Annotated in this window: 22 protein-coding genes; 21 read left to right on the top strand and 1 reads right to left on the bottom strand. The window is 48.4% G+C overall.

All coding sequences use genetic code 11. From position 1 onward, the window contains the following. Positions 1-247: 247 nt before the first annotated feature. From NE619_RS09975 to NE619_RS10045, 15 genes are all read left to right on the top strand, one after another. Positions 248-853, top strand: coding sequence for a VanZ family protein (locus NE619_RS09975; protein WP_256132269.1), 606 nt, complete (start codon positions 248-250; stop codon positions 851-853). Between the two features lie 252 nt (positions 854-1,105). Next, entirely contained in the window at positions 1,106-3,832 is a 2,727-nt protein-coding gene (locus tag NE619_RS09980) for an Ig-like domain-containing protein (RefSeq protein WP_256132270.1), read from the top strand. Positions 3,833-3,872: 40 nt separating this feature from the next. After that, positions 3,873-4,265 (top strand): hypothetical protein, encoded by a 393-nt coding sequence (locus NE619_RS09985; protein ID WP_256132271.1) that lies wholly within the window; start codon positions 3,873-3,875, stop codon positions 4,263-4,265. 8 nt (positions 4,266-4,273) lie between these two features. Continuing rightward, positions 4,274-5,302: a 23S rRNA (adenine(2503)-C(2))-methyltransferase RlmN gene (rlmN, locus tag NE619_RS09990; protein WP_256132272.1), complete on the top strand. Its 1,029-nt coding sequence runs from the start codon at positions 4,274-4,276 to the stop codon at positions 5,300-5,302. Positions 5,303-5,411: 109 nt separating this feature from the next. Beyond that, positions 5,412-6,209 carry a molybdate ABC transporter substrate-binding protein gene (gene modA / locus NE619_RS09995; protein WP_256132273.1) on the top strand — a complete coding sequence of 266 codons (798 nt, stop codon included), beginning with the start codon at positions 5,412-5,414 and terminating at the stop codon, positions 6,207-6,209. A gap of 18 nt (positions 6,210-6,227) precedes the next feature. Next, positions 6,228-6,875: a molybdate ABC transporter permease subunit gene (gene modB / locus NE619_RS10000; protein WP_330640708.1), complete on the top strand. Its 648-nt coding sequence runs from the start codon at positions 6,228-6,230 to the stop codon at positions 6,873-6,875. A gap of 2 nt (positions 6,876-6,877) precedes the next feature. Further along, on the top strand, positions 6,878-7,537 hold the full coding sequence (locus NE619_RS10005; protein ID WP_256132275.1) for an ATP-binding cassette domain-containing protein: 660 nt from the start codon (positions 6,878-6,880) through the stop codon (positions 7,535-7,537). A gap of 64 nt (positions 7,538-7,601) precedes the next feature. Beyond that, positions 7,602-8,621 carry a molybdopterin-binding protein gene (locus tag NE619_RS10010; protein WP_256132276.1) on the top strand — a complete coding sequence of 340 codons (1,020 nt, stop codon included), beginning with the start codon at positions 7,602-7,604 and terminating at the stop codon, positions 8,619-8,621. A 121-nt stretch (positions 8,622-8,742) separates the two neighbouring features. Further along, positions 8,743-9,165, top strand: a complete 423-nt coding sequence (locus NE619_RS10015) for a hypothetical protein (RefSeq protein WP_256132277.1) — start codon at positions 8,743-8,745, stop codon at positions 9,163-9,165. A 92-nt stretch (positions 9,166-9,257) separates the two neighbouring features. Continuing rightward, the gene (locus NE619_RS10020; RefSeq protein ID WP_256132278.1) at positions 9,258-10,157 is read left to right on the top strand and encodes a DMT family transporter; all 900 of its coding nucleotides are present in this window, start codon (positions 9,258-9,260) and stop codon (positions 10,155-10,157) included. Beyond that, positions 10,138-10,779 (top strand): NUDIX hydrolase, encoded by a 642-nt coding sequence (locus tag NE619_RS10025; RefSeq protein ID WP_256132279.1) that lies wholly within the window; start codon positions 10,138-10,140, stop codon positions 10,777-10,779. Before NE619_RS10020 ends, NE619_RS10025 begins: the two co-directional genes overlap by 20 nt. Next, positions 10,772-11,578 (top strand): carbon-nitrogen hydrolase family protein, encoded by an 807-nt coding sequence (locus NE619_RS10030; protein WP_256132280.1) that lies wholly within the window; start codon positions 10,772-10,774, stop codon positions 11,576-11,578. Before NE619_RS10025 ends, NE619_RS10030 begins: the two co-directional genes overlap by 8 nt. Before the next feature lie 10 nt (positions 11,579-11,588). Beyond that, a complete protein-coding gene (locus NE619_RS10035) occupies positions 11,589-12,671 on the top strand; it encodes a BMP family ABC transporter substrate-binding protein (RefSeq protein WP_256132281.1) in 1,083 nt (360 codons plus the stop codon). A gap of 112 nt (positions 12,672-12,783) precedes the next feature. Then, entirely contained in the window at positions 12,784-13,254 is a 471-nt protein-coding gene (locus NE619_RS10040) for a sigma-70 family RNA polymerase sigma factor (RefSeq protein ID WP_256132282.1), read from the top strand. Beyond that, complete coding sequence (locus NE619_RS10045) at positions 13,247-14,254, top strand: hypothetical protein (protein ID WP_256132283.1); 1,008 nt, start codon at positions 13,247-13,249, stop codon at positions 14,252-14,254. The genes NE619_RS10040 and NE619_RS10045 overlap by 8 nt, the downstream gene beginning before the upstream one ends. Positions 14,255-14,322: 68 nt before the next feature. On the opposite strand, the gene NE619_RS10050 is transcribed toward NE619_RS10045, so the two are convergent. Continuing rightward, the gene (locus NE619_RS10050; protein ID WP_330640709.1) at positions 14,323-15,723 is read right to left on the bottom strand and encodes a citrate/2-methylcitrate synthase; all 1,401 of its coding nucleotides are present in this window, start codon (positions 15,721-15,723) and stop codon (positions 14,323-14,325) included. 168 nt (positions 15,724-15,891) lie between these two features. Here NE619_RS10050 and NE619_RS10055 point away from each other — a divergent pair, with 168 nt between their 5' ends. From NE619_RS10055 to NE619_RS10080, 6 genes are all read left to right on the top strand, one after another. Further along, on the top strand, positions 15,892-18,282 hold the full coding sequence (locus NE619_RS10055; RefSeq protein WP_256132284.1) for an ATP-binding protein: 2,391 nt from the start codon (positions 15,892-15,894) through the stop codon (positions 18,280-18,282). 23 nt (positions 18,283-18,305) lie between these two features. Further along, positions 18,306-18,971, top strand: a complete 666-nt coding sequence (locus NE619_RS10060) for a response regulator transcription factor (RefSeq protein WP_256132285.1) — start codon at positions 18,306-18,308, stop codon at positions 18,969-18,971. After that, positions 18,968-19,975, top strand: a complete 1,008-nt coding sequence (locus NE619_RS10065; protein WP_256132286.1) for a sensor histidine kinase — start codon at positions 18,968-18,970, stop codon at positions 19,973-19,975. Before NE619_RS10060 ends, NE619_RS10065 begins: the two co-directional genes overlap by 4 nt. Before the next feature lie 174 nt (positions 19,976-20,149). Further along, entirely contained in the window at positions 20,150-20,917 is a 768-nt protein-coding gene (locus NE619_RS10070) for an ABC transporter ATP-binding protein (RefSeq protein WP_256132287.1), read from the top strand. Next, positions 20,907-22,931: an FtsX-like permease family protein gene (locus NE619_RS10075; RefSeq protein WP_256132288.1), complete on the top strand. Its 2,025-nt coding sequence runs from the start codon at positions 20,907-20,909 to the stop codon at positions 22,929-22,931. Before NE619_RS10070 ends, NE619_RS10075 begins: the two co-directional genes overlap by 11 nt. A 145-nt stretch (positions 22,932-23,076) precedes the next feature. Further along, positions 23,077-24,228 (top strand): MFS transporter, encoded by a 1,152-nt coding sequence (locus NE619_RS10080; protein WP_256132289.1) that lies wholly within the window; start codon positions 23,077-23,079, stop codon positions 24,226-24,228. The last annotated feature ends 3 nt before the right edge of the window (positions 24,229-24,231 follow it).

A 24,231-nucleotide genomic window follows, 5' to 3' on the forward strand; every position in this document is an offset into this window, starting at 1 on the left:
TTCACTTATTCTATACCTTGCGGCAACGCCGATACAAATCTGGTCAGAATAGTATAAAATGCAATCCGCATCGTGCATCTTTCACCCCCTGATTCGAAGGAATCAGGGGACATTTTCCCTGCAACTTGAAAAATTAAGAATTTGCCAATAAAATATTAACCTTTTTGTTTTATTTTTATAAAAGTTTTCTGTTATTCTATTTACAATGGGAATGACATTGTAAGCGGGCAAGGGGAGGAGCAGGCTTATGTATACGATAGTTGGTTTGCTGATTGATGGAATTTTAATTGCTGTTTTGGTGGTGCCGATCATATGGATCTGGCAGAGAATGTTCTACAAGGAGCTGGGGGCAAAGCATCGGTGGCTGGCGGCGCTTTTTGGCTGCTATATAGCGGAAATTTTCGCGGTTACGGGGATTCCGTCCGTTTGGCGGCTGAATGCGGATTTGTCTGTAAATCTGGTGCCCTTCGACGCCCTGCATACCAGCCCGATTCAGTATTGCCTCAACATTATACTTTTCATCCCGATGGGAATTCTCGCGCCGCTCATCTGGCATAAGTTCGGCTGCTTGAGAATGATCCTGCTATTGGGCGGCGGTTTATCCTGTTTTATTGAATTTATGCAAATGTTCAATTTCAGAGCCACCGATGTGGACGACCTCATTGCGAATACCGCAGGTGCTGTAATCGGCTTTGTGATCGCAAAGCTGATTGCGGGGAAACGGATAAAAAGAGAACAATCCGGCCTGTGCCGCCAGGGAAGAGAAGTGCTGGCGCTGTGCGCACTGATTTTTTTGATCAACTTCACCATCCAGCCTCTGTTATCCGAGTGGGTATGGTCGTTTATCGTTTAAAGCAAAAGGATGAGCAGCTGCGCCCCGATGACCGATCGCCACACATTCCGGCAATTCCCGCCTGAAAGAACTATGCCTTGACAAGGATTCGTAGTATAATAATATCCAATGAGAAGTGAGCTTTGCGAGAGTTTATTCGCGGCCGATAGCAGACAGCGGCCCGGACTTCTGTCCCCATACGCATCTGTATGGAGGGAAGCGACATCTCTTTTGTTATTTTAAGGTTGCATAAAGATAAAGAGGAGAGGAAGCATGAAAGCATCTAATTATGGCGGTAGGTTTACGGCGTTTATCCTTGTTTTGCTGCTGCTTGCCACACAGACAGCGGGGATGGCGTCCGTTTTCGGGGCGGAAAAAAGTTCGCTGTCGCCTGTTTATGTTTCATCGGAGGCAGCTGATTCAGGAAAGGGAAACGGCACAGAACAGAGTCCCTATAAAGATATACAGGATGCGTACAACGCCGTGTCAGATGGCGGAACCATCGTGATTAAGGGCAGCTATGTAAGTCAAGAAGAGGAACGCACGCCGTCTAAAAATATTACCATTAAAGGAGACAGCGCAGATGCGGCCTGGGTCGTGCGGTATGGTCTCAGCCTGGGCGGCAATTTGACTCTGGACAGCTTGAAGCTGGAGACAACTTCAACGGATCCTAGCGGCCGCTGTATTTATGTGAACGGATATTCCTTTACCATGACGGACACGGCCCAGTGCTACGTCAATAAAAACGACAAGCAAAAGGCCTACATTTATGCCGGAAGCGAAACCGGAAAGGAAATAACGGATCGCAAAGCGGCAATCAATTTGGGCGGCGGACATTTTAAGGCTGTCTACGGGTACGGCAGCAACAAGGCTCCGGTAGAGCAGGGCGTGGATATAACGCTCCGAGATAAAGCGACCGCCGATGCGGTGGAAGGCTTGTCGGAGAGCAGAGATCATACGACTTTGACAATTTCCGCAACGCAATATTTTACCAGCAATCTGAAACACATCGGTAAGCTGAAGCTGATGGCAGGAAAAACAACGGTCCACATGCTGGAGAACGTAAAAGATGTTGAGCTGGGGCCGGGGAGTGAGCTAAACATCACCGGTCAGCAAAAGCTCAGGATAGAAGGAAATCTGATTTTCCGTGGAACCATCAGCTGTGGTGCGGACATATCAGTTGTCGGCGCGATTACCGGAGCGGGAACGATCAGCAACGGATTTGTCGGAACCATAACCGGCTCGCAGGTTTCTGATGCGACGATTGCCTTTTCCAACACAACTTGGGATTGGGAATTGGTAAAGACTGAACCGGGCAGATGGGTCAGCAGGCCCAAAGATACGAGTGCAACGCTTTATGTGAATGGTAAGGCGGATGCGTCAGGCGATGGACAGAGCGCCGAGACTCCCTTTAAAACCATGGCGGAAGTAACAGCGGCGGCAGAGAACCTGAATAAGGAACAGGTACATGTGGCGGTGTTCGGTGATACAACGTGGGATCAGGAAGCCGTGCTGTCAGGAAAAACATTTACTTTTTACGGTCAGAACGATGCCAAACTGATCTTCCGGAAGCCTTTGAAGGTAACCTCCGATACTATCTTTCAAAATATTCATTTGGACTTTGACACCCCTGAAAAAGAAACGGATATTGTGATAGCTGGCGCTGTGCTGAGTTTTAGTCAGGCAGTAGCTACAGGAAACGTGCCGCCGGATATAACGACAGCTGACGGTCCCAAAGATAATCAGCTTTCCATAGAAAGCGGCAGTTTTGGCAATATAACGGATCCGGCGAAAGCGGGGACGTTCGATTTTCTCGGTGGGGAAATCAGCGGCACGATTTCGGGATGGTCGATGTTAAATGCAGGCGGTCTGGAAGATGATCAAATCGGATTGAACGCCGAGGTCAGCGGCCCGATCAGGGATATAGAATTTTTTTCCTTGGAGGCTAAATGCGACAATTTCATATTGAAGAATTCCGCAAAAGTGGGAGACCTGGAGGCCAATGGTCAAACCTTGCGGATCCTGTCGGGAAAGACCTTGGAGGCTGGTTCGCTTTGGGGGAGTTTGAATTTAATCGTTATTCCCGCAAATGAAGCCCCTGAGCTGCAGGAGGGCTCTTATTTGAGTTTTGGCGAGGTGGAAGACCAAGCGGAGGTGAAACTGAAGGACACATATGGGTACGAGCTGGAGAAAACCATTGGGGATAAGGTTACAACATATGGCCTCAAGCTTGTACCGCAGCTGGAAACGCCTGCACCTAAAGAGATAAAAGTAGAAAGCGTTTCTTTAAATACGTCTTCTAAAACACTGAACGCGGGAAGTTCCTTTCAGTTAATAGCTGCTGTTTCTCCGTCCAATGCCAGCAACCGCACGCTGACATGGACCTCTTCCAATCCTTCCGTAGCAGCTGTCACCGGCGGAAGGGTGACGGCTAAAAATGGCGGAACGGCAGTAATCACGGCATCTTCATCAGACGGGAGCCAGCGGACGGCCGCCTGCCGAATTGTCGTACCGTATCGGATTGTCTATGTACTCAACGGTGGGAACAACAGCAGCGCCAATCCAGCCACCTACTATGGAACAACGGTTTCCTTGCGGGATCCAACTCGTGCAGGGTATACCTTCGGAGGCTGGTACGGAGACGGCGGCTACACGAACAGAGTCGCATCCTTTTCCGGCGGCGATTATACCTTATACGCAAAATGGATAAAAGTGAACGTTTCCAAAACAAAGATTAAAAGTTTAAAGAAAACATCGAAGACTAAGATGAAAGTTTCTTATAAAAAGATCAGCGGGGCAGCCGGCTATCAGATCGCCTATTCCACCAGCAAAAAGTTCAGAAAGAAACAGACCAAATATACTACGACCAAGGCCACAAGCAAAAAACTGACTAAGCTGAAAAAAGGCAAAAGGTACTACGTCAAGGTGCGGGCTTACAAGAAGGATTCCGCGGGCAAAAAGATTTATGGAAAATATAGCGCTGTGAAATCCAAAAAATAAAGGACACCGTTACGTTTTAAGATAAAGAAGGAGGACAATTATGAGCGCACCCATTGAAAAGCTCAGAGAAGTCGCCAAAATCCCAATGAACGACCATCTGGCCATCTTTGACCATTACGTAGTTTTGGGAAGGGACCTGGAACGGATGGCTATTAAATTCGGCTACGATATCCCGGTTATCATCACCATATTGGAGGGCTACGGAGAGACGGTCTGCGAGGAATCCTGCGGCAGGCTGAGACATCTTTCGCAGCTTTTAGTAAAGGAATATATCGCACACTTTTACCCGGGGATCGCTTCGGAAAATCCGCAGAACGACTGGATCAATATCGAGGCGTACCTGGACCTCCGCCATCCGGGATGGAGAGGCGAGGTGCAGAAGCAAAAAGTTGCGGAAAAGAAGCGTATGAGCAGGAACAGAGGGTTATATTAAGGAGACAAATGATAAATTTAAAAGACTTGACGATAAACGAACTGGAAGATTTTTTTCAGCAACAGGGAGAGAAAAAATTTCGCGCAAAGCAGGTGTTTTCCTGGATTTACCGGGGCGCTCGGTCCTTTGAGGAAATGACGGATCTTTCCAAAGGCCTGCGGCAGGCCCTGAGCCAAAGAGCGGAGCTGGACAGCCTGCGTATCCTGCGCGTACAAAAATCCGGGAAAGACGGCACCCGCAAATACCTGCTGGGACTTGCGGACGGCAACACCATAGAAAGCGTCTTCATGAAATACAAATACGGCAATTCCATCTGCGTATCCTCCCAGGCAGGGTGCAGAATGGGATGCCGTTTTTGCGCCTCGGGAATGGACGGGCTGAAACGGAATTTGACGCCGGGAGAGATAGCGGACCAGATTCTGACCATAGAACGGGATACGGGCGAGACCATCAACCATGTGGTCGTTATGGGAACCGGCGAACCCTTCGATAACTACGACAACCTATTGAAATTCATCCGCAATATCCACGAAAAGGAGGGGCTCAATATCAGCCTGCGCAACATTACGGTTTCCACTTGCGGACTGGTGCCGAAAATCCGGGAATTTGCCGAAGACATGAAACAGGTCAACCTGGCAGTTTCCCTCCACAGCGCGGACGATGGGACGCGCCAGTCCATGATGCCGATCAACAAAAGCTACCCGGTGGACCAGCTGCTGGCAGCTTGCCGCCGGTACACAGAGGAAACGGGACGCAGGATCACCTTTGAATACGCGCTGGTGAAAGGAAAGAACGATACCAAAGAGCAGATTGACCTCTTGGCCGGTAAACTGAAAGGGATGCTGTGCCACGTAAACCTGATTCCCCTCAACGAAGTACGGGAAAGCGGCCTTTACGGCAGCAACCGGAAACAGGCGCTGGAGATTGCCGCCTACCTGGAAGCAAGAGGAATCCCTGCTACGGTGCGAAGGGAGCTGGGAGCGGATATTGACGCGGCCTGCGGTCAGCTGCGGCTGGGAGAACTGGAAAAATTTTGAGAAAATTTAAAAAATGTTGTCCGAGCAACATACTTTTTTTCAAAATAGTGGTAAACTTCTTTTTGTGAGCGAGCTCATAGTTTGTACGATCACAAAAGGAGAAACGACTATGAAAGTAAAAAAGTTAAGTCTATTGCTGGCACTGATGCTGCTAACAGCCTGCATCTTTGCGGGATGCGGCGATTCCAAAGAGGAGGCGGCAAAGAGCGAAGAAGGTGGGGAAATAACCGTACTGGCAGCGGCCAGCCTGACCGACGCACTCAATGAAATTATCACAGAATATAACAAGGACTGTAAGGACAAAATCAAGACCAGCTATGCCGGCTCCGGCGACCTGGTGCAGCAGATCAAGGGCAATGCGCCCTGCGACCTGTTCATTTCCGCCTCCAAGAAGAACATGGATGAGCTGGAGGAAGCCGATTTTATCGACAAGGAATCCAGAAAAGATCTTCTCGGCAACACCCTGACCCTGATCGCAACCAAAGAAGCGGCCGGTAAGGTGACCATGGATGCCCTGACAACAGATGCGGTAAAGCAGATTGCCATCGGCGAACCGGAAACAGTTCCGGCAGGAAAATACGCGACCCAGGTTTTTGAGAACATGAAGATCACCGATAAAGTAGAAAAGAAGATCGTAAAAGCCAAAGACGTAAGGGCCGTGCTTAACTACGTTGAAACAGGAAACGTGGAATGCGGATTCGTCTATAAGACCGACGCTATGCTGCTGGACAAAGACAAGGGCGAAATGGTCGCAGAAGTAAAAGACAGTCTTCACGACCCCATCGTTTATCCGGCGGCCATTATGAAAGACTCCCAGCAGGCCGAAGCTGCCGAGAATTTCTACAAATTCATACAGGAAGATTATGCGAAGGGCGTATTTGAAAAATACGGGTTTACGGTAAAATAAGGGATGCTGGCTCCGGTAGTGCTATCACTAAAAGTCGCGGCCATCGCGACCATATTCGCCTTTATCCTGGGAGTGTTTTTCGCCTATATACTGACAAAAAAGAACGTACCCTTTAAAAGCATCTGGGAGACGATTCTGATCCTTCCCATGATCCTGCCGCCTTCCATCGTTGGATATCTGCTGCTGAAGCTGTTCGGCAAAAGGGGCCCGCTGGGCGCCTTTTTGCTGGACACCTTTGGCGTTCAGGTGGTGTTTACGTGGGTGGCCTGTGTGATCGCGGCCTGCGTGGTGGCGTTGCCTCTGATGTACCAGAATGTCAAGGCAGCGTTTCAAAGCGTGGATGAGACTTATGAACTGGCGGCCCAGACCCTGGGAAGCGGGGAATGGAAAGCTTTCTGGACGGTGCTGTTTCCTTTGGCAAGACCGGGCGTTGTCAGCGGGATCATCCTCACCTTTGCCAGGGCCATGGGCGAGTTCGGCGCAACCCTGATGCTGGCCGGAAATATTGAAGGGGAAACCCAGACTATCCCCACGGCCATTTACTACGCAGTAGCTACAGGAAAAGAAGATCAGGCCAATACGCTGGTGGCGGTGATGACCGTATTCAGTTTTCTGATGATTTTCGGACTCAACGCCTGGCTGAAAAAGAAAAATTATAAGGTGTAACCATGTGTACCTATTTCAAAATAAAAAAACAATTGGATCGGTTTTCCGTTGATGTGGAGTATTCCTTTGATAAAGGGGTGCTGGTCATCCAGGGAGAATCCGGCGCCGGAAAAACGACGGTGCTCAACTGCATATCGGGACTCAAGCAGCCGGATGAAGGAAAAGTCATCATTGAGGAACAATTGGTTTTTGATGGAAAAACTAATATTCCGGTGCGAAACAGGCAAGTCGGATATTTGTTTCAGAATTACGCGCTGTTTCCCAATATGACTGTGGAGAAAAACGTGACCTACGGGATTAAAAACAAAAAAGAGTACAGGGATCGGGAAAAACGAAAAGAGCTTTTGGATTACGCGGACTACATTATGGAAACCTTTGGGATCACCCACCTGAAAAAACGGTACCCCGGCAATATTTCAGGCGGCGAAAAGCAAAGGGTAGCCCTGGCGCGGGCCATCGTGACCCAGCCCAGGCTGCTGCTCTTAGACGAGCCCTTTTCCGCGCTGGACGTAAAAACCAAGGAGGTTGTCTATGAAGAATTCGCAGCCTTCAAGGAGACTCTTGGAATTCCCACCATACTCATCACCCACGATCCAAGAGAAAGCGAGCTGTTTGCCGATCATCGAATTTTCATGAAAGACGGCACGATTCAGGAGCAATAGACCCGAGCCTTCCCGGCTGGAAATTTTTAAAATTATTATTAAATGAAGAAGAGGTTTATACAACATGAAAGAAATTGAAGTGCAAAAGGCAGTGGGAACCGTACTTGCTCACGACCTGACACAGATTATACCGGGCGAGTACAAAGGTCCTAAATTTAAAAAAGGTCATGTCATCAAAGAAGAGGACATTGAGGTGCTCCTTTCCATGGGCAAAAAACATCTCTATGTGGTGGAAAAAGACGACACGGATGTCCACGAAAACGAAGCGGCGCTGCGAATCGCCAAAAAAGCGGCGGGCCCTGGGATTGGGCTGACGGAGCCCAGCGAAGGAAAGATTGAATTGATCGCGGAAGAACGGGGCCTTTTGAAAGTGGACAGCGAGCTTCTGATCGACCTCATTGACCAGGATGAGATCATGTTTGCCAGCATCCACGAAAACATTGTGGTGGAGCCGGGGCAGAAGCTGGCAGGAACCAGGGTCATTCCTCTCTTTGTGGATGAAGCCGTTGTCAAACAGGCGGAAGGCGTGCTGGACAGAGGAACGCTCATCAGGATCGAACCTCTGCGCAGCCTGAAAATCGGTGTGGTGACCACGGGCAGCGAAGTTTATTCGGGAAAAATCGAGGACGCCTTCGGGCCCGTACTGGTGAAAAAGTTCGGCGAACTGGGCAGTACTGTGGTAAAACAGCTCTTTGCCGATGACGATGAGGAGATGATCGCAGACTGTATCCGTCAGCTGATCGACATGGGCGTGGATATGATCGGCGTTACCGGCGGCATGTCCGTGGACCCGGACGACAGAACGCCTTCCGGCATCAAGAGAGCCGGCGGCTATATCGTGACCTATGGCGCTCCGGTACTGCCGGGAGCCATGTTCATGCTCTCCTACATCGACGATATTCCGGTGGTGGGACTGCCGGGCTGCGTGATGTACAGCAGGACCAGCGTGTTCGATCTGATCGTCCCAAGACTCTTGGCCGGAGAAGTGATTACCAGAAGAGATATCAAAAAACTGGGTCACGGCGGACTCTGCCTCAACTGCAAAGAGTGCACCTATCCAAACTGCGGATACGGCAAAGCCTGATCCGCACGGGATTTTCCCCAAGAAATAAATTAAGAATTGCTGTTGCCCCAACTGGCCGGGTAGTGTATAATATATTTCAACATAAACAATCACGTAAGTACAGAAAAGGGAGGGCTTTGCTATGGTGAAATTATTAATTGGACATAAGGGAAGCGGCAAAACGAAGCAGATGATCGACTTAGCAAATGACAAAGTTGAAGAAAGTAACGGCAGTGTCATTTTTATAAATAAAAACCACAGGTTAATGTATGATCTCAGCCATAAGATTCGTGTAATCTGCATGGAGGACTTCGAATATATTACCAACAGCGATGAATACATCGGTTTTATCTACGGAATCATCAGTTCCGACCACGACATCGAAACCATGTTCATCGACAGCATCTTAAAGCATGCGGATGTTACATTGGGCGATCTGCCTGAGTTCATCGACAGAATCAAGAAAATTTCCAAGAACTACGATATCGAATTCGTAGTGAGCCTGAGCGCCGAAAAGGAAGAGATGATCGGAGTTGACTTTACAGACTGTGAGATTTTAAACTAATTCAGCCTGCGGGTAACATATCGTACATAGCGGAAACGGCGGTGTTTATCACCGCCTTTTTCAATGACACAAAGAATTTGGAGTGAGGTAAAATGAAGAAAGTTTATTTTTTTGTGGTATTAACAGCGTTTTTGTTCGGCACCATGGAGGTGGCGCTAAAGCTGGCAGGAAGTGAGATGGATTCCTTCCAGCTGACCTTTCTGCGGTTCATGATCGGCGGTCTTTTACTGCTGCCCTTTGCCATAGCGGAAGTCAGGCGAAATCATGTAAAACTGGAACTAAAGGATTTCGCTTATCTTTTATATGTGGGAATTTTGGGAATTCCGCTGAGCATGCTGTTTTTCCAGATGGGCGTGATGCATTCCAACGCGGCCACCGCATCGGTGCTGATTTCCATCAACCCGCTGTTTACCATGATTTTTGCTCACTTTATGACGGATGAAAAAATGACAAAAAATAAAGTCCTTGTACTTTTGGTTGGACTTCTGGGCATCATATTCATGATTAAACCATGGCATATGCAAGAGGGAAATACGGTTCTGGGCGTGATCCTCATGCTGCTGGCCGCCCTGTTTTTCGGTCTTTATACGGTGGCTGGAAAAATCAGCGTGCGGAAGATGGGCATTATGGCCCAGACCAGTATCAGCTTTATACTGGGATCCCTGGTACTGCTGGTGGTAATGCTCTTTATGGGACGGCCGATCGTAGCGGGAATCGTCGATAACTGGATGGTAGTGGCTTATATCAGTATCTTTGTCACAGGGCTGGGCTACTTCTGCTATTTCATGGCCATCAAGCTGTCCGACGCCACTACCGGCTCCATTGCCTTTTTCCTCAAGCCGGCCATCGCACCGGTTATGGCGGTGATCGTTCTGGGCGAATCCATTCTCTGGAACACGTACATAGGAATCGTTCTGATTTTAATCGCATCCTATATGAATATAAGAGGAACACGAAAAGAGGCGCAGTTGAATGAAAACCATAACCCTTGATAAAATTGAAAAGCTCTTTGAAAAACGAACTCCCCGGGTCATCGGAAGACATAATTATTTTTCCGTGCTGGTGCCCCTGGTCCAAAAGGACGGGGAGCTTTATCTTTTGTATGAAGTAAGGGCCGAACATATGAAACGGCAGCCGGGAGAGGTCTGCTTTCCCGGAGGGCAGGTGGAAGATGGCGAATCCTTTGAAGCCTGCGCGGTGAGAGAGACGATGGAGGAGCTGGGCATTGGCCGGGAAGATATACAGGTCATAAGCCAGCTGGATACCCTTTATACCTACAGCAACTTTACAATGTTCTCTTTTTTAGGTACTATAAAGGAGGAAAGCCTGTGGCAGCCGGAGCTGAATCCGGATGAGGTCAAAGAGATCTTTCTGGTGCCCCTCAGCTATCTTTGGGAACACGAACCGGCTGTTTACAAGATGAAGGTGGCGCCGATGGTGGGAGAAGATTTTCCTTATGAAAAAATCAAATTCTCCAAAGGCTATAACTGGCGCAAAGGCACTACGGAAGTCCCGATTTATGAATTTGAAAACCGGGTTATCTGGGGGCTTACCGGCAGAATTACCCGAAATTTCATTGAAACACTGAAAAGTCAGGAGGCGGAAGATGTTTAAAATTGCATTGTGTCAGATGATGGGTTCTATGGATAAAGAAAAAAGCAAAGAAAAGGCTGGCGCCATGGTGCGGGAGGCCGCTGAGAACGGCGCGCAGGTGGTCGCGCTGCCGGAAATGTGGAACTGTCCATATTCCAACGATTATTTCCGGGACTACGCGGAACCGGAAGACGGCCCTTCGGTAAAATTCCTTTCCGATCTGGCAAGGGGAAACGATATTTATCTGATCGGCGGTTCTATTTCTGAGCTGGACGACAATAAAGTATATAATACCTCTTTCAGTTTTGACCGGCAGGGAAAGCGGATCGGCAAACACAGAAAGGTGCATCTTTTCGACATCGACGTGAAGGGCGGCATTCGCTTCATGGAATCAGATACTTTAAGTCCGGGGGACAAAGCGACGGTAATCGATACGGAATACTGCAAAATCGGCGTGGCTATCTGCTATGATGTTCGTTTCCCGGAATTGTCGCGGAAGATGGCCCTTGCGGGCGCAAAGTTGATCGTGTTGCCGGCGGCCTTTAACCTGACCACAGGACCGGCTCACTGGGACCTGACCATGCGGGCCAGAGCGCTGGATAATCAGGTCTATTTCGCCGCGGCATCGCCTGCCAGAGACATGGACGGCGTATACCAGGCTTACGGCAGCTCCTGCATCGCTACGCCGTGGGGCGAATTTCTGGCTAAGGCCGATGAAAAAGAGACAATCGTATACGGAGACATTGATCTGGACTATGTGGAAGCCATCCGTCAGCAGCTGCCGCTGCTCAAACATCGAAGGGAAGAAATCTATAAATAGGGAGATTGCGATGAAAATAAAAAAGCTCTTGGCTGTTGTTACTGCTGTTATTCTGATTGCCGGACTGTCCGGATGCGGGCAGAAAAAGGAAGAAAAGCCTGTGACCTATGAGATTGCGATGCTGTCCGATACGGCCACCATTGAGGATGGATCGTTCAATGAGGCGGTATGGCAGGGGATCGAAGCTTTTGTCGAAGAAAATCCGGTTTCCTACAAATCGTATTTGACTACAGAAGCGGCAACTGATGCCTATCTTAGGACTGTAGAGGAAGCCATCGACGGCGGCGCAAAACTGGTTATTACGGCAGGTGCGTCCTTTGATGAAACCATCTATGAGGCTCAGTCGGAGCATCCGGAAATCTCCTTCGTGCTGCTGGACGGACAGCCAAAGGGCGGAGAAAAAGGGGATACGGAAGTGCGGAAGAATACGGTTGCCGTTACTTTTGCAGAGGAACAGGCGGGATATCTGGCAGGCTACGCCGCAGTGAAGGAAGGCTATAAAAAGCTGGGCTTTGCCGGCGGCAAAGAGCTGCCTCCGGTGCAGAGATTCGGTTATGGCTTTGTCCAGGGAGCGGATGCTGCGGCCAAGGATATGGGAACTTCGAATGTACGAATAAAATATGGGTATACGGGAACCTTTGATGCGGACGCCGCAGTGGAACAGCAGGCGGCAGACTGGTATCAGGACGGAACGGAAGTGATCTTTGCCTGTGCCGGCGGTGCGGGCAGATCGATCATGAAAGCGGCTGAGGCGGCTGGGGGTTATGTGATCGGCGTTGATACGGATCAAAGCAAAGAATCGGAAACCGTTCTTATCGCTGCTGTGAAAAACATTGATTCAACCATCAATGACATACTCTGGGGCTTTTACGGCGATGAAGAATTCGCCGGAGGGCAGACTGTGAAGCTGGACGCTGAAAATGGAGGTGTGGGACTTTCCATAGCTTCCAGCAGGATGAAAAATTTCACCAAGGATGATTACAACCGCGTTTTCAGCAAGCTGGAGAACAAAAACGTTACCGTAAAAGGGGATGGCATCACTGATGTCAAAGAACTGGAAACCAATAGGGTGAAACTTGATATGGCAAAATAGAAAGCATTTCCAAAAGGGCTATTGTCAGTTAAAGCAATAGCCCTTTTTTTGCGCTTTATGAAAAATTTAAGGCCGCTGAGTTGTATATAAGGTAAAAGGAGGGAAGAAAAATATGGATGTGTGTATTCAAAAAGCAGTGGCCGACTACGGAGAGACTGTTGCCAGAGCCGCCTTTACTTACCTGAAAAATGTTCATGATGCGGAGGATATTGCTCAGGAAGTATTTCTGGTCTTGCTTCAGAAAGAGCCGCGCATTGAAAATGAGGCTCATTTGAAGGCGTGGCTTCTCCGTGTGGCCGCAAATAAGTGCAAGAACTATCTGAAATCGGGATGGAATCGCAGCCGCGAACCGCTCCCGGACAATCTGGAGTATCTGGAAGAGAAGGAGAGTCAGGTGCTTTCTGCAGTTTTGTCCCTTGAGATAAAATACAGAGTACCGATCTACCTTTACTACTACGAAGGATATTCCATGAAGGAGATTGCCGGAATTTTGTACAGCCGGAGCGCGACAATCGGTACAAGACTGGCCAGGGGAAGGGAACAATTGGGAAGAATTTTGAGAGAGGAGTGGGAGCATGAGTAAAGATATTTATCAAAAGGCGATGAATCATATAGCGTTCAGCGAAGATCTGGACCAGAAGATACTCAGGTATGTAAAGAATACAGAAAACAAAAAAGCGCGGCGCCGTAAGAAATGGATGGCTTCTGCGGTAGCGGCCGCCGCATGTTTGGTCTGCCTTTTGGCAGGGATATTATTCTTTACAGGAAAAGACGGAGCGGAGATTGTGCAGCCAGGCGGCGGACAGGGGGAAAATCAGCTTCCGGTAATCACTTTTTCCTTTGCGGCTGAGGGCGCGGGGGGAGGAGAGGACTTCGGTTTTCTGGTAATAAAAAAGGGGGATTCTTTAAAGCAGGGGAATCCTACCCTGAACAATGTGGACGAAATCAAGCAGCTGCCGGTTTTTAAGCAGGAAAAGGGAAAAATTTGTGCCGCCATAGAGGATGGTGTCGCTTTAAAGGACATAAAAAAGCAGATGGAGTTTTCTCAGGAGAAAAAGGAGAGTGAGACTTTTTATAGCTTTGATGGAAAGAGCGGAGAAACGTACTGGAATTATTTTGAGGGCAAAGAGGCTTCGCTTGCGGAAGAACTGCTCAATTACGAGTTTAAACGTATTGAAGGTGTCGATCGTACATCTGAAGAAGGCAATGATTCATCACTTCTCAATTACTACCGAATACCCGGGGAAAAGGTGGGAGACTATCCCATTATTACGGGCAAAGAGGCTGAGGAAAAGCTGAGGCAGGGTAAATTCTTCGCTTTCGGTGGTGAAGAAACTGTGGCGAAAACGGCGGAGATTTTATCGGTGGAGATAACCTACATGAAAGACGAGTATCAGACCTATATTCAGCCGGTCTACAAATTCGTCATAACAGATAAGAGCTGGGAAAAAGGGCTGAAAACCGTTATGAAAGAAAACGGCTGCAGGAATCCAGGCGAGTTTACATCTGTCAGCGAGGTCTATGTGCCGGCCCTGCCGGACCAGTATCTAAAGATTACGGAGCCAGAACTGCATATGAATTAATTTGTTATTAAAAAACGATCAAAACGGCTCTCTTCAAGAGACTGCTTTGATCGTTTTATATTTGTTTTCTATTTTCTTTCCTTGATTGGCTTATAGTCCAAATGCTCCTGCACACAGTTATAAGCCGGACGCATGAGCTTTTTGCCGGCGATCAATTCTTCCAGTCTATGAGCGCACCAGCCGGAAAGCCTTGCGGTGGCAAAGAGCGGGGTTGCGATATCGGTTGGGATATCCAGAGCGCTGTAGACAAAGCCGGAATAAAGATCCACATTGGCTGGCATCGGCTTTTCTACGCCGTTGATTTCCGCATACAGCTCCGGTACCTTTTTCTCGATAAAATCGCAGAGCATGAAATCATCCACCAGATCCTTGCTGACAGCCAGCTGCTTGGCCATTCCCTTTAAGACCTTCGCTCTGGGGTCGGAAAGAGTGTAAATCGCGTGGCCCATTCCGTAGACCAGGCCGGTTTTATCGTTGGCCTGCTTGCGCAGGACTTTTACCAGATAGTCTTCTACTTGTTTATAGTTGGTGATGTCCTTGACATTGCGCTTTAAATCCTGAATCATATTGATTACGGCAATATTGGCCCCGCCATGCTTTGGACCTTTCAGAGCGCTGACTGCCGCTGAAATCGTCGCATAGGTATCCGTTCCTGAAGACGAGATCAGATGGGTAGTAAAGGATGAATTGTTTCCGCCACCGTGCTCCGCATGGAGGATCATCGCGATGTCCAAAAGCTTTGCCTCCAGATCCGTATACTGGCCCGTAGGGCGAATCATGCGGAGAATGTTTTCCGCTGTGCTCAGTTCCGGGATCGGATAGTGGAGGTGAAGACTTTTGTTGTCAAAGGTTGACGATTTGGCCTGATATGCGTAAGCGATCAGCGTAGGAAAATAGCCGATCAGGTCGATGGACTGACGAAGTACGTTTTCGATGGACGTATCATCAGGGTTGTCATCATAGCAATAAAGTGCCAGCACGCTGCGCGCCAGCTTATTCATAATACTTCTGGAAGGCGCGGTAAGAATCATATCCCTGGCAAAACCCACGGGAAGTTCCCGTTTTTCGCCTAAAAGAGTGTTAAAATCATTTAGTTGTTTCTGAGTAGGAAGCTGTCCGAACATAAGCAAATATGTAACTTCTTCAAAGCCAAAACGACCTTCCTTGATGCAGCTGTGCACCAAATCTTCGATGCTGTAGCCTCTGTAGTAGAGCTTTCCTTCCATAGGAACTTTTTCTTTGTTTTCATTGACCGAGTATCCCAGGACCTCTCCGATTCTGGTAAGCCCGACCACAACGCCCGTACCGTTGGAATTACGGAGACCACGCTTTACGTTGTGCTTGATGTAAAGATCGCTGTCGATCACGTTTTTCGCCTCAAGTTCCTGGGCCATTTTATGAATAAAGTTGGAAGGATCATTGCTAGCAGAAAGCCTAGCTTCACGTTTCTTTTTCATTCTTTCTAACAATTCGAATAACTCCTTTCCTATGTGCAAATTAGTCACATATAAGAATAATATTATACCATAATGAAGCGATAATTGGAAGATGAAACTCAAATATTTATACTATCTTGTTTTTATGATATACTATATGTAAATTACGCTTTCATACTAAAAAAGAAAGGAAAACGGTCGATGGACGGGAAAAATCTAGTCAGAATATTGGACTCTATGACTGAGACGGGAATCTATGTAATAAAACAGGATTCCCACGAACTGCTGTACTTCAATCGCCGTGTAAAAGAGGTCAGTCCGGAAGCGCAGCTGGGCATGAAGTGTCATGAACTTTGGGAGGGAAGCTGTGAAAACTGTCCGCTGACGGACCTGGGCGACAGGGATTCCAATCATACGATTCAATACAATGACCCCTTCGGAGAAATCATAGACACGAGAGCCGACCGAGCCCTTTGGGACGGCCATATTCCGGCCTTTGTGATAACCGTATCGCCGCACAAGCTGAACTTTGAAGAGGAACAGGGACAGGAGACGATAGAAGAAATGTACCGGCAGAGTCTGGTGACGGTATTCGGGGAATGTATCATCGCAAACCTGACGGCGGATTACTATGTGAACTGCCAGAAAGATACCCTGTGGACAGAGATTCCGGTAAGCGGACATTTTGACAACGAAAATAGAAAGTACGCGAAGATAACGATCCATCCGGATGATCTCGCCGCCTTTGAAGCGAATTTTACCAGGGATGCCATGATCGCGCAGTTTGCGGAGGGGAAAGAACAGATTTCCAAGAGGCTGCGGCGGCTGATGGATGATGGCGTTTATCATATGGTAGAGTTTACTGCGGCCAAGATACGCCAGACTGATGAGAGCCAGTGCTGGTGCGTACTAATCTTCCATGACGTCAATACCTCTTACCTGCAGGAGCAGCGGAGGAATGTGGAGATGAGCCAGCTGGCCGCGGCAGCGAGACTGGCTTTTGAAAAGCTCTTTGCGGTGAATTTGACAGGGAACAGCTATCACAGGGTCGAACGCGTCGGTTTTCCCGCCAGGAACGTTCATCGGTCGGGGCGCTTTGACAGACTGATTGAATCGGGAGTATCGACCGTAGACTCCGATTTTCGCGATGAATTCATACGAAAATTTTCCAGAACAAATATTCTGCAAGCTTTTGCAAATGGAGAAAAGAAGGTGGAAATGGAGCTGCGGCAGACGGATGCTGACGGGGTCTGGCGCTGGAAGTCCATACAGATCGTACAGGTGGAAAGTTCCTATACGGAGGATGTTTTGGGAATCGCCATGATTAACGATATTGATGAGGTGCGGCGCAGGCAGGAGGAAAACCTGGAAAAGGAAAAACGGGCAAAAGCGCTTTTGGAAGAAACGCTGGAAAAGGCAGAGGCCGCCAACCGGGCCAAAAGCCAATTCCTGTCGCAGATGAGCCATGACATTCGAACGCCTATGAATGCGATCATAGGCATGACTTCTCTGGCGCGGATCCATATGGCGGATACGGAAAAACTGGAGGATTATCTGCAAAAGATAGAAGCTTCCGGCACGCATTTAATGGGGCTGATTAATGAGGTGCTGGAGGTCAATAAGATCGAAAGCGGAGCGACAGAACTGGAAAATACGGATTTCAGTTTAGAGACTCTGCTGCAGCAAGTGGAGAATATGCTGCAGCAGGCTGTTCAGGCGAAAAGGCAGCGGCTCACGGTCGATCTGCAGGAGGGTACGCATTTATATGTATCCGGCGATGAACAGAAGCTGCGGCAGATACTGGTCAATATCGTGGAGAACGCATCCAAATACACGCCGGATTTTGGAGATATTCAGCTTACTCTCAGAGAACTGAAAAAAGAAGAGGAGCGGATGGGAACTTATCAGTTCGTGATAAAGGACAATGGAATCGGGATGACAAAGGAATATATGGAGCATATATTTGAACCTTTCAGCCGGGCCAATGATCCGCGAATTCAAAAAATTTCCGGGACAGGCCTGGGACTTACGATCGTCCATAATCTGGTAAGCATGATGGGAGGAGAGATTGAAGCGGAAAGCGAATACGAAAAAGGAACTTCCTTTACCATAACCCTGTGTCTTGAGAAAAAAGGCGCTTTACGGCAGGAATATTTTGAAGAAAGCACCGCTGCCGTGGGAAAAACTTATATAGGGATGCGGGCCCTCTTAGTAGATGATAATGAACTGAACAGGCAGATTGCGGCAGAAATGCTGGAACTGCTGGGAGTAACGGTGGAGATCGCCGAAAACGGCCAGGAAGCGGTGGACGCTGTAGTACATAACGTTCCGATGTATTATGATCTGGTATTCATGGATATTCAAATGCCTGTTATGGACGGCTATGAGGCTGTCAGGGCAATAAGAGGCTCCGGCAAAGAGCGGATCGACGAACTGCCGATTCTTGCCATGACCGCAGATGCCTTTTTGGAGGATATAAAGAAAAGCAGACTGGCAGGAATGGATGGACATATCACCAAGCCCATCAGCATCGATGCGCTGAAAAGCGCCCTTGAAAAGTGCAGGTCTTGGAAATTAAAACATTTGGAATAGAACGGAAGCTCCGGGAGGCAGCAATGGAGAGAATTTTAATTGTAGAAGATGAAGAAAAGATCAGAGAGGAGCTTCGGACCGCTCTGGAGAAAAAAGGATATACCTGTACGCTGATTGAGGAGTTTGAGGATGCGGCGGGGCAAATCGTAAGAGAGGCCCCGGATCTGGTACTGCTGGATCTGAATCTGCCCGTTCAGGATGGATTCTATATCTGTCAGGAAGTGCGCAAACAGCTGGATGTCCCCATCATTGTGGTCACCAGCTCCAGCAGTGACATGGATGAGCTGATGAGCCTCAATCTGGGAGCTGACGACTATATTACAAAACCCTTCAACATGCATATCCTGCTGGCCCATATTTCCACCGTACTGCACAGAGCTTACGGAAGAAAAGCAACTGTGACCCTGACCCATAAGGGGCTGACTCTGGATGTCCTCAAAGGGCGAATTTCCTATCAGGGAAGAGAAACAGACCTTACAAAAAACGAGCTGGGCATCCTGCGGATGCTGATGGAGAACGCCGGGCAGATTATCTCGCGGACCGATCTGATCTGCCATCTGTGGGAGATGGAAGAGTTTGTAGAAGACAGCACCTTGACGGTGAACATCAACCGGCTGCGGAGAAAGCTGGCGGATATCGGACTTGAGGATTATTTGCTTACAAAGCGCGGCCTGGGGTATATGGTATGAGCGTCTGGGAGTATATAAAGGATAAATGGGTGGCCATATGTATCGGCCTTCTGGTATGTATGCTTTCTGCTATGTTTATGCTGGTCATGGAGGTAGCGATGCCTGTCGCTGTGGCGGTGGAAGTGATTTTCTTCGCAGGTTTTGCCAGCATGATCGGTTATGATTGTTTTCGAAAGAAGACTTATTACGATGAACTGGAACGGACCTGGGAGGGACTGGATGAAAAAACTTATCTTTCTGAGATCATCGAAGAGCCCGGGTTTTATGACGGAAAAGTCTTGTATCGGCTGGTAAAGGACAACGGCAAATACCTGAACGATGTGATTGCGGACCAGCAGCGGGAAATGATGGACTACAAGGAGTATGTGCAGACATGGGTCCATGAGATCAAGACGCCTATCGCAGTGGAGCGTCTGCTTATAGAAAACAACAGGAACCCGCTTACTTCCAGCCTGGAGGAAGAGGTGGGCAGAATTGAAGGCTATGTGGAACAGCTGCTCTTCTATACCAAGAGCGGCAGTCTGGAATCGGATTATCTGATCCAGCCGGTGAACCTGAAATCTCTGGTTATGGAAGTGATTCGCAGACATTCCAAAATGATGGTGGGGGCCGGAGTCTTTCCCAAAATGGACAACCTGGACTATGAGGTGCTGACAGATCCCAAATGGATGGAATTCATTCTGGGACAGATTCTCACCAATTCCGTGAAATACCGCGATAAGAAAAAGCGGCCGTTTCTGTTCTTCACTGCGGAAGAAGAGGATGGCGACATGCTGCGGCTGACAGTGGCGGACAACGGCATTGGTATCCCCGCCAGCGACATTCCCCGAGTCTTCACAAAGGGATTTACCGGAGAAAATGGCAGGAATCTTAAAAGGTCAACAGGGATGGGGCTTTATCTGTGCAGAGAGCTGTGCGATAAAATGGAAATCCCTCTGGACCTTCAATCCAGGGCAGGTGAAGGGACAGAGCTGGTTCTTCGCCTGAAACGCAATAGGAGCTGAATATACGAAACGATAGCTGAAAAACAGGGCGGGTCTGATCCGCTGGGCAGCTGTCGTTTTTTAATACAATCAGGTTACAGAAATGTAATACAACCGTTAGGTAAATCTGTGGAAGCGCGGCTTGGGCAATGGTACACTGAGCGTAACAAATGAGAGAAGAAGGAGGAATATAAAATGCGTACAGTTTTGAGGGTGGAAAACCTTGAAAAATTTTATAAAAATAAGGGCAGCCTGACGAAGGCGGTCAATCACATCAGCTTTGAGGTACAGCAGGGTGAATATGTCGGAATCATGGGGGCATCGGGCAGCGGAAAGACGACTCTGCTCAATTGTATTTCGACGATCGACCATGCGACAGCGGGGCATATTATCATTAACGGCAAGAACGTCACAGGAATGAAGGAACGAAGCCTGGCGAAATTCCGCCGTGAAGAGCTGGGGTTCATCTTTCAGGATTTCAATCTTTTAGATACCCTGACAGGGAGAGATAATATTGCGCTGGCGCTGGCGATTCTGGGAGAAAAGCCGGCGCTGATCGACAAAAAAATCGATGCCCTGGCAGCCGAGCTGGGAATTAAAGAGATTATAGAAAAATATCCCTATGAAATGTCAGGCGGACAACAGCAGAGAGTGGCCTGCGCCAGGGCCATCATAACAGACCCTTCCCTCATACTGGCCGACGAGCCTACGGGAGCGCTGGATTCGCGCTCTGCGGAAATGCTTTTAAACAGTCTGGAAATGCTCAATGAGAAAAAGAAAGCCACGATTCTGATGGTTACCCACGATGCTTTTACAGCCAGCCACTGCGGGCGTATCCTGTTTCTGAAAGACGGCAAAATCTTCAACGAGCTGATTCGCGGTGACGATACGAGAAAAGAATTTTTCCTGAAAATTATGCAGGTGGTATCCTTAATGGGAGGTGAGAGGAATCATGCGGTCTAAGAAACGAATCTCTGAAAAGGTTTTTAAAGAACTGGCCTCAAAAAATGTAAAGAAAAGTGCTAAAGACTATTTTATCTATTTCTTTACCCTGACCTTTGCTGTCTGCCTTTTCTATACCTTCAACTCCATCGAAGCCCAGTTCAGCAGCCTGGGACTCCATGATTCACTCAATTATCTGGCTGCTTCCCAATGGGCCATGGCAGGTGTCTCGGTTTTCGTCTGCATCATCATAGGATTTCTGGTGGTATACGCCAACCGATTTTTGATGAAACGGAGGAAGCGGGAATTCGGAATTTATTCGGTACTCGGTATGGATAAGAAGGATTTGGAGCATCTGCTGATGAAGGAGACGCTGCGGATCGGTGGCGCTGCCCTTGTCTTTGGCTTTCTGCTGGGAATCGTCCTTTCCCAGGGACTGTCCATGATTACGGCAAAGATGGCAAATGCAGGGTTGGATCACTACAGTTTTATCATTTCCGGAAAAGCCCTGCTGGAGGCAGTCGTCTTTTTCGGTCTGACTTTCCTCTTTGTCCACCTCTTCAATGTGCGGGAGATCAGGAAAAAGAAATTAATCGAGCTTCTTTCTGATGGCCGGAAAAACGAGGAGATTAAGGAGGCCTCTAAAGGAAATGTGCTTATGGGAATCCTCTCAATTTTGCTGATGATCGCAGGATACCTGTCCATGTTCAAATTGTTTGATGATGACCTTAAGCAATCGGTTATGGTTGGAGGCGGGTTGCTGTCGGTGGGAACGGTACTGTTCTTCCTGTCTGTGGCAGGGGTAATGATGAAGGTCTTGAAGAAGAGAAAGGGGATATACTATCGAAAGCTGAATCTCTTTGTTGTCAATCAGCTGAGCAGTCGGATGAAGGCTGCCGGAATATCCATTGCCGTCGTATGTGTTCTCATGTACCTGTCTGTGTCTGTCATGGGGGTCGGCATGGGCATGGGGCAAAGCTCGATCAGCGAAAAGAAACAAATGGCGCCTTATGACGTAAGCGTGATATATTATTACGAAGGCGGTATGAAGAATGAAATCATTGACCGCGGCTCCGTTGAATCCGAACTGGAAAAACAAAAGGCGCAGCTGCCCGAACATCTGAAAAAAACAGCGGAAATTACGCTGTACAAAGAGAAAAAGCTGACAAGCAGTAAGCTGTTTTTAAAGGGATACACAGCAAACAGAAATGAGCAGAAGTTCTTTGGAAAAGCGCCCGTTGTGATGATTGGACTTTCTGATTACAACAAGATTAGAAAGCTGCAGGGAGAAAAGCCGATCACACTGGAGAAAAACCAGTATGCGATTTCCTATAATGAGCCGATGGCAGAGAAGGCATTGAATCATTATATGACATCGGAAGCGCAGGCCGTTAAGGTGGGGGGAGAATCTCTGTCGCTGAAACCGCAGGGCCTCTATAAAACGACTCTCTATAATCGAAATGTATTGCTGGATTCGGGGACGCTGATTGTACCGCAGAATTTACTGAAAAATGAAAGTCCGCTTATGAAGACCTTGAACGGTATGTTCCAGACGGGCGACGAGGAGGCATACGCGACTTTCTTACAAGACAGGAGGAACACGGAAGACTTCGATTTTCAGAGTCGGACAGATATTTATGTAGAAGCCCTGTCCAACCAGCTGACGGCTTCTTATATCGGAGTCTACCTGGGCATTGTATTTCTGGTGACAGCAGGAGCAGTACTAGCCCTGCAGCAGCTGATTCAGTCCTCTGACAATCAGAGAAGGTATGCCCTGCTCTACAAACTGGGGGCAGGAGCTAAGGCTATGAAGCGTTCGCTTTTGGCGCAGCTGGAAATTTACTTCGGCCTGCCGTTTGCTTTGGCAGCTGTCCATTCCGCCATCATTATGGGAGGAATGTTCCGCGGCATCCCTTATCTTACCGGAGCGGATGTGGCGAGGAATGTGATCTTCGCAGCAGGTGTGGCGGTTACCGTGTATGGCATTTACTTCATAACCACTTATGCGGCCAGCAAGAGAATTCTGAAAGTGTAAAAGGGCGTGTTCGCCCTTTTACACAGCTGGTTTGTCATACGAATTCCCATGGTGATTTTCTTTCTTGACAATCAAAAAACCTTATGTTAAAATACCGAATCTTTTGCGCACTAAAAGGTTAAAGATGCCATAGAGGAGGATTTTAATGAAACGAATTTTATGGGCTATTTTGATGATTGCGGTCAGTACCAATCTGCCGGCGCCGCTGTTCCCGGTTTATCAGCAGCAATATGGTCTTAACCCATTGGCGATCACGGCACTGTTTGCCGTTTACGCGGCGTGTCTGCTGCCGCTGCTTTTGGTTTCGGGATCTCTTGCTGACAGGCGGGGAAATAAACAGGTGGTGGCAATCGGTCTGTTATGCGCGGTCCTTTCCGCCGGATGTTTTTTGATTGCGGCAGGTCCGGTGATGCTGTATATCGCACGTGTTCTGGAGGGGTTTGCAGTAGGCTGTTTTATGGGAACGAGCAACGCTTTTCTTGTAGAAAACAGTAAGGGGAACGTACAGAACGCATTGGGCTATGCCAGTATGTTCAACATGTTTGGGTTTGGTTTTGGTCCGCTTCTCTGCGGCCTGATCGCACAGTACATACCGTTTTTTTCTTATCAGCTGCCATTTTTGCTTTTGCTCATCGCCCTTCTTTCGGCGCTGCTGATGCTGCTTCCGATCAAAAGCGAAAAAAAGCCTGCTTCGACATCGGCGAAAAGGAGCCGAATCAGTCTGGGAGTGCCTGATGAAAACAAGCAGGTCTTCTGGTTTTTTATTGCTCCGGCCGCATTTCTTATGCTGGCGCTGAATGGCGTTGTAATTTCGTTGGTCCCCACTTATGTAAAAACACTGTTTCATACATCGAATCTGTCATATTCGGGAGTGCTGCTCTTTATAATGCTGTTTGGTTCGGGGGTGGCACAGCTGATTCGCAGGCCGGGCAGAGCGGAAAAACGGATTCAGTGGGGGATTCTTTTTCTGATTCTGGGAACCTGGGGAATGATCGCCGCGGCGCCTTTTTCCAGCATTGCTCTGCTTCTTTTAAGCATGCTTCTTCAGGCGCTGGGGACTGGCTGGACGTTCCAGAGTGCCCTGCGAATGACCGGCGAGATCAGTACGCCGGAAAACCGCAGCCGTATTATTTCCACCTTCTATGTGTGCGCCTACAGCGGCATGGCTTTTCCCACCATTGGGATCGGGCTTTTATCGACCCTGTGGGACCTCAATACGGCGCTTTTTGCCTTTGGCATCCTGCTTACTGCTGCCGGCGCGGCGGTGGTGATACGATCGATACGCAAAAAGATATGAGTG

Source organism: Anaerovorax odorimutans, assembly GCF_024459955.1.
In the GTDB taxonomy this organism is placed as follows: Bacteria; Bacillota; Clostridia; order Peptostreptococcales; family Anaerovoracaceae; genus Hominibacterium; species Hominibacterium odorimutans_A.